We start from the raw sequence: 13,884 nt of genomic DNA, 5'->3' as shown, positions 1-13,884 counted from the left end.
ATGCAGGCCAAAGTTTCATTCAGGCTCGGGGCTGTTATCGGCACCATTATTTTTGTAACCGTGCTCGTCAGCTATCTCTCGCTTGGCGGTCAGTTGACGGAGCTGCTCAGAGAGGCATCCCGCAGGGAGTTGCACCGGGATCTTCTGCTGAACCGTCAGCTGCTTGAAGAGAAACCCGCCGGATGGCTTGACGCCGACAGTGCCGATGCCTGGGCCGACCGGGTAGGGAGTGCGCTTGAACTCAGGGTTACACTTATTGATCTTCAGGGGAGGGTAATCGGCGACTCCTATATTCCTGCAAAAAAACTCGCTGTTTTGCAGAACCACCGCAACCGCCCTGAAGTAGATGCGGCACTGCAGAAAGGGTACGGAGAGGAGTCCCGCTACAGTCAAACGGTGAAGGAGCAGATGCTCTATATGGCGGTTCCTGTCGGACGGCCAAAACCCCGGGCCCTTTTGCGTTTCGCCAAACCCCTTTACGATATCGGCATCTTTGAGAAAGGAATCCGCAAAAGCATCGAGCAGGGGCTCTTTTTTGCGCTCTTCTTCTCTTTTGTTGCGGGTCTTCTCGGGGCATTTTTTCTGGCCAGGCCGCTTCGCAATCTGGCGGAAATCGCCCGGAAACGGCTCCGGGATGACCTCTCAGGCACCATTCCCGTTGACCGGCAGGATGAGATCGGTATGCTGGCCCGTGCATTCAACACCATGTCCGATGAGATAAAAAAAATGAGGCGCAGTGAAGAGTGGTTTCGCGCTGTTTTTTCGGGAATCAGGGAGGCAATCATTGTTACGGATGCTGCCGGCGATATTATACTCGTCAACCCTGCGGCATCACGAATTTTCCGGATTGAAGGGGCCATGTTCAAATCCAGGCCCCTCCGTCACCTCTCCGACAGCCGGCTTGAAGAGCTGTTCAGCAGGGTAAACAAGAGCCGTCTGGCGCTCATCAAGGAGGAGATGGCCTTTGAAACAACCAAGGGACGTAGAATCATGCAGATCAGTTCCATGCCGGTTTTGCAGGGGGAGCGGTTTGACGGAACGGTTTTTGTGTTGAATGATATCACCAAACTTCGCAATCTTGAACGGGTACGTCGCGACTTTGTATCCAGCGTATCGCACGAACTGCGTACCCCCCTGACGAGCATCAAGGGATATACTGAAACGTTGCTCGAAGGGGCGATGCATGAGCCGGAACATGCCTCTGCGTTTCTGAAGATTATCCTTCAGGAGAGTGAACAGCTTACCGCACTGGTAAACGACGTGCTTGATCTCTCCAGAATCGAGTCGGGCCGCATTGAGTACCACTTCAGTGCGGTGGATCTCAGGACGGTTATTGCAAAATCGGTTGATCAGCTTCGTCTTGCGCTTGAAAAGAAAGCGATACGGCTTGATGTCAACATAGCCGGTGATCTGCCGCAACTCCATGCGGACTGCGGATATCTGGAAATTGTGGTTCGAAACCTGCTTGACAATGCCATTAAATATGTCGACAGAGAGCACGGCAAAATCAGGATATCAGCATTCAGAAACGGTGACTTTGTGCAGCTTGATGTGGAAGATAACGGCATCGGTATCTCGAAGCAGGATCTGGGAAGGATTTTTGAGCGCTTTTACCGGGTTGACAAGGCCCGTTCCAGGGAGCTTGGCGGAACCGGACTCGGGCTTGCCATTGTCAAACACATTGTTCTGGCCCACAAAGGCCACGTAGAGGTACGTTCAAGAGTCAGCCAGGGTTCGGTCTTCTCCGTTCTTTTTCCGGTTGCAGCGGATAGTACCGTAAACAGGAACTGATCTCTTCTCCATTCGACGGATAAAGAGATCAGTTTGAATTTATCGATACTGCCTGAAGATGCTCAGGGTAGATAGAAGCGGATGCCTGCAGCTCCGTTGAGTCCGAGCCGGACCGTTGGTGCTACATCAAGTACCGGAGCTATTTCTGCAAAGAGGTCGATGGGGGTATCGGCGAAGAGATAGGTGATACCTACCGGAACGCGAACACCGACCTCGGTCTCATGACTGTTTTTAATTCTTCCGCCTATGCCGTAGTACCAGGGGAAACGGCCTTTCAATTCGGAAGGAGTTATTGACCTTTTGCTGTGCACCAGATAGTCGGCATGAAACTGAAACGGGTTATTATTGTCCGAAAGTGATACGGCAAGAGCCGCATCTATGGCCGTGGAGTTGTCGAGCCAGTATTTCATGCTCACGCCGGTCGGTTCACCGACGATAAGCCCGACGCCTACCCCCTCTTTGGCAAAAACATCACTGCCGCTGCATGCAGCGAGAAGTGAGGCGATACAGGCAATTTTTTTCAGTTTTCCACTGATTTTCATCTTTTTCATCATGCTCTCCCTGTCGTTATCGATTGTAAAAGTATGTACGGTAAGATGTTGCAGTCAGATCTCGTGTAATCATTCCTTTCAGTAAAGAAAAAGCATCACTTATCAGCGATCTCTTCATCAGCCAGTATAGCAGAAGGCGGGAATCAATAGCAAGGAGTTAACTTATTTTTAAGCAAACTTTTACATATGCCCCTTGCAAGCGGCCCCGGGCGCGGGTCCCCTTGTTTGAGGTTTTGAGTAATAGGTGCGTATCTCGCTTTCGGGGCAGCTCTTAAAGGAGGGACTCACTTTCTCTGGCGTCAGAAATAACCTTTATATGCAGGGGAATACGCACTTCCGGGATCAAATGGTGCGGGTAAAAACCGGCATCGAACAGTTCGTTGTTGATTGCAATGGTGTCATCATCAACGATCACCCTGTAGGCGACCACAAGCAGCGATCCATACATCTCCACCTCACGGTGATAGATGCCGATAAGCCGATCAATTTTGCCGTTCAATGCCGTCTCCTCCATCAGTTCCCGCAGGCACCCTTCGTGAGGCTCTTCGCCGGCTTCAATAAAACCACCGGGCAGAGCCCATTCGTTGAGTGCAGGTTCCTGGGCGCGGCGTACCACAAGCAGTTCATTTTGTCTGTTGACTGTATATGCCAGTGCAACGGGGAGGGGATTTATATAGTGCACCCAGGCGCAGACGGGGCAGAACATTCTCTGACGACCATCAATCCTGGCGCCTTCGAGCCTGTTTGAGCATATCGGGCAGTAGGTATACGATCTCATTATGGTTTGGAAGAAACTTTTTGCTGTGTCAGGAGATTTAGATGCTAAAACCTTTTACTAACCAGAATAAGTTTCATTTATGGCAATATCAATACTTGAAGAAGGAACTTCTGCTCCTGCAATTTCGGCGCTCGATCAGGACGGAAAGCCGGTAACCCTTGAAGAGTACCGTGGCCGGAAGGTTATACTCTATTTTTATCCCAAGGATGATACTCCCGGATGCACAAAGGAGGCTTGTGCTTTTCGTGATAATTTCCCTAACTTTAAGGCATTAGGGGTTGAGGTTCTTGGTGTGAGCGTTGACAGTGAGAAGAAGCACAAGAAGTTTGAGGAGAAGTATCAGCTGCCATTCCGCCTGGTCGCCGATCCTGAAAAGAGCATTGTTGAAGCATACGGCGTCTGGGGGCAGAAAAAATTTATGGGACGCGAATATATGGGAACCAGTCGGGTAACCTACCTGATTAATGAAGAGGGCAAGATTGAAAAAGTGTGGCCGAAAGTCAATCCTTCGGAACATGCGGAGGAGTTGCTTAACTATCTGCAGAAAAAAACCTGACAGTACAGCATGGTAAACGAATTTGAAAACCTTAAAGCAGGCAAACTTCTGCTCGCATCAGCCAATCTGCTTGAGTCGAGTTTCAAGCGGACGGTGCTGCTAATGTGCGAGCATAATGAGAAAGGCTCTCTTGGTTTTATCCTGAACCGCCCGATGGAGTTCAAGGTATGTGAGGCTATTGCCGGTTTTGAGGATATAGAGGAGCTGCTGCACATGGGCGGGCCGGTACAGGTTGATACCGTTCATTTTCTCCATTCAAGGGGTGACCTGATAGAGGATTCACTTGAGATTCTGCCCGGGCTCTTCTGGGGGGGCGACAAAAACGAACTGAGTTATCTGCTCAACACCGGTATCATGATGCCGTCTGAAATCAGGTTTTTTCTCGGCTATGCCGGATGGACTGCCGGGCAGCTTGAAGCTGAGTTTGATGAAGGGTCATGGTACACGGCTGACGCATCGAAGGAGCTGATATTCAGTGATGCCTACGAGCGGATGTGGAGCCGTTCGGTCCGCTCCAAGGGCGGAGAGTACCAGATCGTTGCCAACGCGCCTGAACTGCCGGGACTGAACTGAGCGGTGCCCTTGAGCGGAACAGCTTCGTTATACAGCGAGCACTCTCTTCCTGCATGGTGGCTTGTTACGCTATTTCGAGTGCCGGGGAATTAAACGATCCTGATTTTTGTTGTTCATAAGAGTCAAAAAGCATATATACCACTGCGTTTGATTACGGCACGCTACTTTGTCGAGCATGGGGATGACAGGCTTTCGACAGGGCAGGTGCAAGATGGAGTTGCACTCCGAGTTTCAGCATGGATGGACTCGTTAAAGAAGTCTATGCAAACAATAGATGCAGACGATTATTCGTATGCAATGGCTGCCTGATTAGCACAAGTTAATTAATCAGCCATCGTCCGGTGGGGGAGGCGCTTATTCTGAAGCCACCGGATGGCATAACCCGCGCTTGAGCTTCGGTTCGCGCAAGTAAGCTCCGACTGTTTTTGCCCGAAAAGGCAGGCGGGTGACACAAAGAGGGATAGTGAACCGAACTTTACAGGTGTAGCACCGGTTCATGAAACACTGAACACCTGGGATGAGTGTGGTAGCTTTATTGAGCAATGTTCTGGACGCGGGTTCGACTCCCGCCATCTCCACAATAAGCCCGTTCCGGTACTCCGGTTCGGGCTTTTTTGTTTTGCGTCAGGCGTAATCCAGTTGTATTATGATTGGTTTCTCCATAAAAAACAAGCCGAACTAAACAATTATGGTGCAGGAGCAGTGTATTGTCCGGGAATGTAGTGTCCCAGTCCGGGAACGCCGAGCTCCAGCTCGGCCATGTAGAAAAGCATGATAGACAGGGATAGGGGAAACTCTCTCTCATGGGAACGATCTTCCTTGGAGTGGTACTCTCGCGGCTACCTTCCTCATTGCGATCGTATAGGTTTGCTTCAGTCAATCACCTTTCGTTTGGCTGATAGTCTTCCACAAGAGGTGTTAAAGCAGTTTGAACTCGAGATAGCTTCTGTAGCGGAAGATCGGCGAGAGCTGTGCCGCCGGAAATTGATAGAAAAATATATGGATTCGGGCATGGGTTGTTGTGCGTTACAACATCCTGTGGTAGCAGATATTGTACAGAACTCCTTTTTTGCATTTGATGGTGTGAAATATCGTTTAATTGCCTGGTGTATCATGCCGAACCATGTGCATATTCTTATTGAGCCTTTGATTGAGTTGGGAAAGATTGTGCAGTCATGGAAATCCTTTACAGGGCGCTGGGTGATGAAACATAATGCCGAGCTGGAGCTCGGCGTTCCCGGCAAAAGTCTTTGGATGCGTGAATATTGGGATCGTTATATCCGCAATGAAGGACATCTGCAAACAGTGATTGAGTATATTCACCAAAACCCGGTGAAGGCACATTTGTGTCAATTCCCCGAAACATGGAGATGGAGCAGTGCCTATCCGGGAGCGCCGAGCTTCATCTCGGTACAGTAGGACATTGCCCATCAGCCCGGTTTTTTTCTGTAACGGGGATGTGGTACATTTCAGGGAAAAGAGAGGGCAATGGAAGAGTATGATCAATTTGCCAAAGAGGATGCTTCGAAAACGGACATACCCTGATGGACTATCTCGATCCGACGGTACTGCAATCAGCCTCGCTTGAGCTGCTTGAAGAGAGAACCGATTTTCCTGCCAGCGACCAGGTTGTTCCCGGCCTGACCTACCCAACCTGCATGATGCTGAAATACCGGAAGCTCGGATGAGAAAGCGGCGTTGTCTGCTGATGGCATTATGAACGATCGGTTTGTATTTTTGTTGCTGAAATCTTACCTTAACGATTGTTACAGTGTTCTTCACACCATTGCTGGTCATCAAGAAAGGCTGAGGGAATAGACCCTGCGAAGCCTTGACAACCGATCCCGTTCACAGCGGGACACGGTGCCACATTCTACTTCTGCGCTCTATGCACTCCGACGCAATCGGAATGAAGCGGAAGAACGATGCGTGAAAAAGATGCTTTACGGAGCGGTTTTTCAAAACAGGTACCCCAAGGGTACCAACAGGCGCCTCCATAACGTTGTCAAGAACGGTTTTTCTTCAGCTCCGGAGGAGCGACATATTGGTAGTACAGGGGAGAACCCCGGAAAATAAATCACCTCTTCCATCATCAGGGAAGGGGTTTTTTTGTTTTATCATTACTTTCAAGTTCACATCAACCATTAATTTACGAGCGAGTTTATCAATGAGTTTTCAGACTGACACGATCCATGCAGGAGTTGGGCCTGACAAGGCATACGGCGCTATTATGACTCCGATCTACCAGAGTTCAACCTTTGTGTTTGAGGATATCGGCAAACACCGGGGATTCGATTACACCCGGAGTGGCAACCCGACACGCAAGGCGCTCGAAGATAATCTCTGTGCGCTTGAAGGGTGCTCATCGGCTGTTGCGGTAACAACCGGTATGGCCGCCATTACCTCAACCCTAAGCATCTTCAAATCCGGCGACGAGATCATCTGTACCGATGACTGCTATGGCGGTACCTCCCGTCTCATGACCACGGTAGAAGAGCATTTCGGCATCAAGGTACACTTTGTGAATTTGCAGGAGGCGGCCAATCTTGAGCACTACGTCAACAAAAATACGAAGGCTGTCTGGGTCGAGACCCCTTCAAATCCGCTGCTGAATCTGGTCGATATCCATGCGGTTGCCCTGCTGGCAAAGACCCACGGGCTGCTCACCATTGTTGATAACACCTTTCTCTCGCCATACGGTCAGAAACCCTTCGAGCTTGGAGCCGATATTGTGGTGCACTCCACCACCAAGTACCTGAACGGCCACTCCGATGTGGTTGGCGGTGCAGTGCTCTCCAACAGTGAAGATCTTGATGCCAGGCTGAAGTTTACGGTCAATGCACTTGGTACCTGTGCCCAGCCGTTCGACTGCTGGCTGGTGCTTCGCGGTATCAAGACCCTCGTGGTTCGCATGAGGGAGCATGAGAAGAACGCCCTTGCCGTGGCGGAATTTCTTGAGAAGCACCCGAAGGTCAAGAGGGTCTTCTATCCAGGTCTTCCGGCCCATCCGCAGCACGAGCTTGCCCGGCTTCAGCAGCAGAGTTTCGGAGGTATGGTCTCCTTTGAGCTTGAGGGCGGTATTGAGGATGTCAACCGGGTGCTGACGGGTACAAAACTTTTTTCACTTGCTGAAAGCCTCGGAGGTGTTGAGTCACTGATTGAACACCCGGCAAGCATGAGCCACGCATCCATGGATCGTGAACACCGTGAGGTCGCAGGGATTACGGAGAATATTATCCGCCTCTCGATCGGCATTGAAGATTGCGATGATCTGATTGTCGATCTTGCCTCTGCCCTTGGATGAAGGTGAGGGTGATTTTTTTGCCGCTCTTTGCTACATTAAGGCATGAATGTTCATTCCGTCAGATGAAGTGATGCTTCATCTGACGGAAATTTATTACCGGAAACACATATGCCCCTCCCGTTTTTTACCCATAACACCCCTTCTGCAGCCGACGCACCCTTTCCCTATACCCTGAAGGTGAGCCCGAGAGCAAAGAGCGCACGACTGAAGATGACACCTCATGGAGGCCTTGTGGTGGTTGTGCCTCCTCGATTCGATAAAAAACAGATCGCTTCGCTGCTTCAGCATCATGAGGCATGGATAAAAAAAGTCCAGGCAAAGTTTGAAGCCCATCGCCAGCCTTCGCTTGCTCTTGCAGAAAACGGGTTGCCCTCCTCTGTCACTTTTCCCGATTTTGCTGAATCCTGGTCGGTCAGCTACGCCCAAACCGGAAGCGGAGAGGTTGAGCTGAAAGAGCAGCAGGATAACACGCTTTTTGTTTTCGGTGATGTTGCCGACACAGCGCTTACACAAAAGCTGCTCTGCTCCTGGCTGAAGCATCGGGCTCAGGTGCACCTGCTTCCTGAGCTTGAAAAACTTGCCGCTGCTCATGGATTCAGCTACACTTCTGCCAGTGTTCGTCTGCAGCACTCACGGTGGGGAAGCTGCTCATCACGCCGCTCGATAACCCTGAACAGCAAGCTGCTCTTTCTGCCCGACTATCTTGTCCGCTACATTATGGTGCATGAGCTTTGTCACACGGTGCAGATGAATCACTCCAGGGCATTCTGGTCGCTGGTTCATCAGCATGACCCGCTGTGCCAGAGCAACAACAGGGAGATGAAGCATGCATGGAAGTATGTCCCCGCCTGGGTAGGGAGCGGGGCTCATCACAATTAATAGCAGGCCAGGAATGCCCTTCTGGATCGGGGTTTAAATTTGTAGATTGCTTCTCATAGAGCGCTGCCTCCTTATCATTTACCTGTAAACCGCCAAGCCATGAATATCGGAATTCCTGTTGAACGAAAATCCGGAGAGAACAGGGTCGCCTGCACCCCTTCCGGAGTTCGTAATCTTGTTTCTGCCGGTCACCGTGTTGTGGTTGAAGCCGGTGCAGGGATCGGAAGCGGATTTAGTGACGATAAGTACCGTCGGGCCGGAGCACAGCTCACCGCTTCGGCCGAAAAGGTCTGGAAGAGTGATATGGTGGTGAAGGTCAAGGAGCCCCTTGAAGAGGAGTGCCGCTTTTTCCGGGAGGATCTCACGCTTTTTACCTTTCTGCATCTGGCAGGGGTGCCGGATCTGGCGGAGAAGCTGCTTGATTCCGGCGTGACCGCACTTGCCTATGAGACGGTTGAGGATAATGGACGCCGTCCACTGCTTGCACCCATGAGTGAAATTGCAGGAAAGATGAGTGTTCTTATGGGAGCCTACTATCTCAGTCGTCATCATGGCGGGAACGGGAAGCTGATCGGCGGAGTTCCGGGTGTTCTGCCCGGCAGGGTTGCCATACTCGGCGGGGGGCTGGCCGGAATGCATGCCGCAAAGGTCGCGGCGGCACTTGGCGCAGATGTCACCGTGCTTGAAGTCGATCAGGAGCGCATGCGCTATCTTGAAACGTCACTTCCTTCTCAGGTGCATACGCTTTACTCAACCGAGCAGCATATTGAAGAGCAGCTTGAAATGGTTGATCTTCTGATTGGCGCGGTTCTTGTTCCCGGAGCGGTAGCACCGAAACTCGTCAGCCGCTCAATGCTGAAGAAGATGAAGCCGGGAGCGGTGCTTGTCGATATAGCTGTTGATCAGGGCGGATGTATTGAAACCACCAGACCGACAACCCATGAATCACCAGTTTTTGTGGATGAGGGGGTTGTTCATTACTGTGTGGCCAATATGCCTGCTGCCTACCCGCAAACATCAACGGAGGCACTCACCGGAGCCACCCTTCCCTATGTCAGAAGAATTGCTGATCTCGGCCTGGAGAGTGCCATGGTCATGATGCCGGGCCTCTCATCGGGATTGAATATCTGGAATGGCAAGGTGACCCATGAGGCGCTTGCCCGATCACTGGGAAAGCCCTTTCATGAGAATCCGTTTGCCTGACAGGGTACGTTTTTTTCGGGTCAGGGAACAAGCAGCTTGAATCCGGAGTGCGGATCGTACTGACGCAGAGCACTGTTTTCAAGCAGTTCAGTCAGAATGATCTCCATGACCAGCCACACCTTCACCCCCTTGCGAATACAGCCGGTAACGGTATTCTCCTCACGACCGCACGCCATATGCATATGGTGTACCGGATTGCCCTCGTCATCGGGAAAGATGGTTCCTGTTCCGGTAATTTCATGAGCATCATAGAGTTCATGAGTCATCGGAGTGACCGGATGTGAGCGGCTCTCATCAGGGCCGACCACAAGCAGACTTCCCTTGTCGGCTCCTCCGATTGCAATAAGCGATGCCCTCGCGATAGCGTGATCTCTTACAAACTGCTCAAGTTTCTCATGTACGATTTCACCATCCTCAAGTCTTATGATAAATGTCCTGCCCTCCCGGGCCTCTGAATATTTCATGTCCTCAAGGTTTTATGTTAAGGCTTCCCCGTTTAACGTTTCGTATGCTGCATGGCTACAGTCAATTTACCAAAACCCGATAATGCATACCAGAGCTTTTTAGCTTCAGGAGCGTGTTCAAGTAAGCGATCAATACCGATGGAGCTGGAAGAGGCGTTCTACCGGTTAAGCCTGTAGATGTGCCAGTTCAGCCAGGTTGCAAAGAGCCCCCAGCCGAGGTAGGGGAGCAGGAGAAGAGCTGCTGGCGTGCTTGCCTGCAGAAAAAGCAGAATGATTGCAACAAGGGTGCTGTCGATGAAGAGGAGGTCAAACAACGCAAGCAGTATTTTTTTTCGGGAGAAAAAAATTCCCGTCCAGTTAAATGCGGCGGTAAAATGGATGATGAGCAGTGCGATCGTGGTGTAGAGATGAGGGTGCGAAGGAGCAATAAAGTAGAGTAAAAAGGCTCCGAAAATAAGGATGTATATCGCAATCCAGACCGGCCAGAAAAACTTGTTCGGCGGGGTCAGGTGAGGCTTTTTCAACTCTTCATACCATGTACTCATGATTGTTCTCTTCTCCGTTCAATGCATACATTGCCACTGTTTTGCACCTGCACACAGAAGAGAAAACAATATCTCCCGGCCAAATGGTTCCCGACCGTAAGGGCGTATTGCGATACGCCCCTGCTGGCCTGCAACGTCATGAATGGATTCGGGATGGCACAAATTGGTTGTTTGCGTCCAGGTAGTTCAGTTATCGAAAAACTCGATCTGCACGTTTTCATTATCCTGCTCGGTCAGATTGTACAGCCCTTTTTTGTTGATTGCCAGACCCAGTTTGTCAGCCGCAGGAATAATGCTCTGTTCAATGGTGTCGGCCTCACTTTTCGGAAAATTCCGGTTAAAGAAGAGGTTCAGTGTCGGACCGGCATTTTCGAACTGAAGCAGGAACCCGTTGTGATTGACAAATACCAGATCTTCGTAGGCGTAGGTTACCTCATGGCCGAGCTCTTCAAGTAGCTGCATGACGGTTCCAAGCGGTCGCAGTGATGATTCCATAGTTCGGTACTCCCTGGTTATTTCTTGATTGTGCATGAATAGTTGTTGTTGTGAGGGCATGAGTTCATGTCGCTCAAATTTTCTGATTGTTTTTCCTGCTCCACCAGGTTTATCAGCTTTTTCAGGCCGGCAATGTCGAAGCCCTGAAAATAGTGGTTTCCGATTTTCATCAGAGGCCGTTTTATGAGGAGCGGCTCCCTGATCATGAGCGCAATTGCCTCCTCTCTGCTATACAGATGAGGGTTTACCTCTCCTGACTTTACCTTGGGCGCCGCCATGTTGAACCATTCGGCTACAGGCTTCTCTCCGAGATATCGAGCAAGCTCCTCCTTTGACCATGAATGCTCAAGCAGATTAACCGCTTCTACCTGATGTCCCGAATCTTCCAGCAGGGCCTTCTGCCGGGTATTGTTCTGGCACCCCGGCTTTTCGAAAAAGAGTATGGTTGCCATGATCCCGGTTTTATTGGCTCCTTTGGTTGTTCGTCACTACTTAATTAAGGGAAAAATAATAAAAAAACTAAATAAATAACATAAAATGCTTATAATTGATATATAAGTAAGGATCTGTTGTGTTATTTCAATAATTAATTAAAAAAGGAGTAGGGTTATGGCTGAAAGTAACCTGCAGGCATGGGAAAAAGTTCTGGAATACTCATCGGTACCGTTGCATGGCACCATGTCAAGAAAAATCCGGAAAGGGGTCAGGCTGCAGATCAATGAAGGGGCAATCTATGAAGATGCCGTGCTCTTTATCAGTGATCTTTTTCTTCGTATTACCGGTGAGGAGGGAGGTGTGAGTGTGAACACCTATTATGATATGAAAGCGGTTTCAAGCATCCGTACCTACAGCAGCAAGGAGGGGTAGGGGCGTATTGCAATACGCCCCTACGGCGGGGTCATCTCCCGCTGCACCGAGGGGACAAAGTTCAGTTGGCGACCCAGTTTCGGAAGACCGAGAATCTCCCGTGCATGGTCGAGGGCATCGTCGATGTTGCCGAAAATGTTCTCTTCACCGATCTCGTCGTAGAGTCCGTACTGCTGAAGGGCAAAGAGCGGCTGGGCATGCACTCCGGAGAGTATAAGCCTGGTTGCGCTATGGTTGCTGTCCTTGAGCAGCTCCCGCATCATGTTCAAGCCGGTGGCGTCAATCGAGAGCACCTTGCGCATTCTGATGATGCGGATTTTCGGCGCCTTCTCAACGATATGCATGGCATCCCGGAATTTGGTTGCAGCACCGAAGAAGAAGGGGCCGCTGATTTCAAAAACCTCCACCCCTTCGGGCACCTTTCGTGTCACAATGGCATTGGGATCCTCCTCTTCATCACGGTCTTTCAGCTCTCCGGTCATCAGTCCAACATTTGAGAGTTCGGCCATGCGCTGCATAAAGAGGATAACCGAGAGCAGCATGCCGATCTCGATTGCCACTGTCAGATCAAAAACAACAGTCAGGCCGAAGGTTGTCATGAGAACAATGACATCGCTTTTCGGGCTTTTCAGCAGTTGACGGAATACCTTGATTTCGCTCATATTCCATGCAACAATGATCAGAATTGCTGCAAGAGCGGGCATCGGGATGAGCTTTGCCCATCTGCCGAAGAGTATCATGATCAAGAGAAGTGTTATTGCATGAACAATACCGGAAAGCGGGGTTCTGCCCCCGTTCTTGACGTTTGTTGCCGTTCTTGCAATTGCTCCGGTTACCGGGAGGCCGCCGAAGAGGGGGGTAATGATATTGGCTGCACCCTGGGCAATAAGCTCCATATTCGACTTGTGTCTCGATCCGATCATGCCGTCAGCCACAACAGCCGCGAGCAGCGCTTCGATTGCTCCAAGCAGGGCAATGGTGGTTGCCGGCATGAGGAGACTGCGGATAGTTGCAAAATCAAAGATGGGGAGAACCGGTGCGGGAATCATGGAGGGAATCTCGCCGAAACGGGTCTCAATGGTGGCTACTCCGAGATGAAACTGCTGCACAATAGCCGTGGTGACAACTATAGCAACAAGAGAGCCCGGAACCTTGTGCGAGAGTTTCGGCCAGAAGATAATGATCAGGAGTGCCAGGAGGCCGATCAACAGGCTTGGCAGGTCAATGGTCTCTATGTTGAGTGCAAAGGCGCTCCACTTGCCGATAAAGTCAGGGGGAACAGTGTCGATTGAAAGGCCGAGAAACTCCTTGACCTGGCTGGAAAAAATAATGACAGCAATGCCGCTGGTAAAACCGACAATCACCGGATAGGGGATGAATTTGATGAGCGAACCGAACTGGGCAAAACCCATGATCATCAGGATAACACCGGCCATCATGGTTGCAAGCAGAAGGCCGTTAAGGTCGTACTCCTGAACAATTCCGAAAAGAATGACAATAAAAGCACCGGTCGGTCCTCCAATCTGTACCCGGCTTCCCCCGAGAAAGGAGACAAGAAATCCGCCGATAACGGCACTGATGAGACCTTTTTCCGGTGAAACTCCTGAGGCAATGGCAAAGGCGATTGCAAGCGGGAGAGCAACAATACCCACAAGTACACCGGAAATAATATCCTTTCCTATCCGCTCAGGGGTGAGCTCATGTAAAACGGTGAAAAGTTTTGGTTTGAACATGGTGGGCTTCAGACATAATGAACCGGGCAGTAGTTACTTGGTATTCATGCTATATAAGATTTTTGGATTGGTTTATCAATACACTTTTAACCTGAATTATTCACGAGGGCAATAAAAAAAGGGAGGGCAAGTCCCGCTAATTTGT

At 50.4% G+C, this 13,884-nt stretch carries 16 protein-coding genes, 1 other RNA gene and 1 riboswitch; of the genes, 10 read left to right on the top strand and 7 right to left on the bottom strand.

The window, feature by feature from the left end; all coding sequences use genetic code 11:
• Window positions 1–1,791: an ATP-binding protein gene (locus tag BOO20_RS01915; RefSeq protein WP_076790088.1), complete on the top strand. Its 1,791-nt coding sequence runs from the start codon at window positions 1–3 to the stop codon at window positions 1,789–1,791.
• A 62-nt stretch (window positions 1,792–1,853) separates the two neighbouring features.
• Here BOO20_RS01915 and BOO20_RS01910 read toward each other — a convergent pair whose 3' ends face one another.
• Both BOO20_RS01910 and BOO20_RS01905 read right to left on the bottom strand, forming a co-directional pair.
• The gene (locus BOO20_RS01910; RefSeq protein WP_076790085.1) at window positions 1,854–2,342 is read right to left on the bottom strand and encodes a hypothetical protein; all 489 of its coding nucleotides are present in this window, start codon (window positions 2,340–2,342) and stop codon (window positions 1,854–1,856) included.
• A 271-nt stretch (window positions 2,343–2,613) separates the two neighbouring features.
• A complete protein-coding gene (locus BOO20_RS01905; RefSeq protein WP_076789942.1) occupies window positions 2,614–3,120 on the bottom strand; it encodes an NUDIX hydrolase in 507 nt (168 codons plus the stop codon).
• A gap of 85 nt (window positions 3,121–3,205) precedes the next feature.
• Between BOO20_RS01905 and bcp the strand changes: the two genes are divergently transcribed.
• The 8 genes from bcp to ald all read left to right on the top strand — a co-directional run bounded on the left by bcp (window position 3,206) and on the right by ald (window position 9,635).
• Window positions 3,206–3,676, top strand: coding sequence for a thioredoxin-dependent thiol peroxidase (gene bcp / locus BOO20_RS01900; RefSeq protein WP_040433653.1), 471 nt, complete (start codon window positions 3,206–3,208; stop codon window positions 3,674–3,676).
• Window positions 3,677–3,685: 9 nt separating this feature from the next.
• On the top strand, window positions 3,686–4,249 hold the full coding sequence (locus BOO20_RS01895) for a YqgE/AlgH family protein (RefSeq protein WP_076789939.1): 564 nt from the start codon (window positions 3,686–3,688) through the stop codon (window positions 4,247–4,249).
• 177 nt (window positions 4,250–4,426) lie between these two features.
• Window positions 4,427–4,830, top strand: a transfer-messenger RNA (tmRNA) gene (ssrA, locus tag BOO20_RS01890).
• Window positions 4,831–5,140: 310 nt separating this feature from the next.
• Window positions 5,141–5,668 (top strand): transposase, encoded by a 528-nt coding sequence (locus tag BOO20_RS01885; RefSeq protein WP_198935398.1) that lies wholly within the window; start codon window positions 5,141–5,143, stop codon window positions 5,666–5,668.
• A gap of 125 nt (window positions 5,669–5,793) precedes the next feature.
• Window positions 5,794–5,937, top strand: a complete 144-nt coding sequence (locus BOO20_RS12825; RefSeq protein WP_158068722.1) for a hypothetical protein — start codon at window positions 5,794–5,796, stop codon at window positions 5,935–5,937.
• Between the two features lie 102 nt (window positions 5,938–6,039).
• A riboswitch (SAM riboswitch) is annotated at window positions 6,040–6,181 on the top strand.
• Window positions 6,182–6,416: 235 nt separating this feature from the next.
• On the top strand, window positions 6,417–7,553 hold the full coding sequence (locus tag BOO20_RS01880) for a PLP-dependent aspartate aminotransferase family protein (protein WP_076789934.1): 1,137 nt from the start codon (window positions 6,417–6,419) through the stop codon (window positions 7,551–7,553).
• A gap of 108 nt (window positions 7,554–7,661) precedes the next feature.
• The gene (locus BOO20_RS01875; protein WP_076789933.1) at window positions 7,662–8,432 is read left to right on the top strand and encodes a M48 family metallopeptidase; all 771 of its coding nucleotides are present in this window, start codon (window positions 7,662–7,664) and stop codon (window positions 8,430–8,432) included.
• A gap of 99 nt (window positions 8,433–8,531) precedes the next feature.
• Complete coding sequence (gene ald, locus BOO20_RS01870; protein WP_076789930.1) at window positions 8,532–9,635, top strand: alanine dehydrogenase; 1,104 nt, start codon at window positions 8,532–8,534, stop codon at window positions 9,633–9,635.
• 20 nt (window positions 9,636–9,655) lie between these two features.
• Here the strand turns inward: ald and BOO20_RS01865 are convergent, their stop codons facing one another.
• From BOO20_RS01865 to BOO20_RS01850, 4 genes are all read right to left on the bottom strand, one after another.
• Window positions 9,656–10,099 (bottom strand): PPC domain-containing DNA-binding protein, encoded by a 444-nt coding sequence (locus BOO20_RS01865; protein ID WP_076789928.1) that lies wholly within the window; start codon window positions 10,097–10,099, stop codon window positions 9,656–9,658.
• Window positions 10,100–10,257: 158 nt separating this feature from the next.
• Window positions 10,258–10,644 carry a TspO/MBR family protein gene (locus BOO20_RS01860; protein ID WP_076789925.1) on the bottom strand — a complete coding sequence of 129 codons (387 nt, stop codon included), beginning with the start codon at window positions 10,642–10,644 and terminating at the stop codon, window positions 10,258–10,260.
• Window positions 10,645–10,830: 186 nt separating this feature from the next.
• On the bottom strand, window positions 10,831–11,139 hold the full coding sequence (locus tag BOO20_RS01855) for a hypothetical protein (protein ID WP_076789923.1): 309 nt from the start codon (window positions 11,137–11,139) through the stop codon (window positions 10,831–10,833).
• A 17-nt stretch (window positions 11,140–11,156) separates the two neighbouring features.
• Window positions 11,157–11,591, bottom strand: a complete 435-nt coding sequence (locus tag BOO20_RS01850) for an arsenate reductase family protein (protein ID WP_076789919.1) — start codon at window positions 11,589–11,591, stop codon at window positions 11,157–11,159.
• Window positions 11,592–11,748: 157 nt separating this feature from the next.
• Here BOO20_RS01850 and BOO20_RS01845 point away from each other — a divergent pair, with 157 nt between their 5' ends.
• On the top strand, window positions 11,749–12,006 hold the full coding sequence (locus BOO20_RS01845; protein ID WP_076789916.1) for a hypothetical protein: 258 nt from the start codon (window positions 11,749–11,751) through the stop codon (window positions 12,004–12,006).
• Window positions 12,007–12,026: 20 nt separating this feature from the next.
• Here BOO20_RS01845 and BOO20_RS01840 read toward each other — a convergent pair whose 3' ends face one another.
• A complete protein-coding gene (locus BOO20_RS01840) occupies window positions 12,027–13,739 on the bottom strand; it encodes a SulP family inorganic anion transporter (RefSeq protein ID WP_076789913.1) in 1,713 nt (570 codons plus the stop codon).
• Window positions 13,740–13,884 lie beyond the last annotated feature (145 nt).

The sequence above is a fragment of the Chlorobium sp. KB01 genome (assembly GCF_001975465.1).
GTDB lineage: Bacteria > Bacteroidota > Chlorobiia > Chlorobiales > Chlorobiaceae > Chlorobium.
This window is presented reverse-complemented; position numbering and strand designations above follow the sequence as displayed.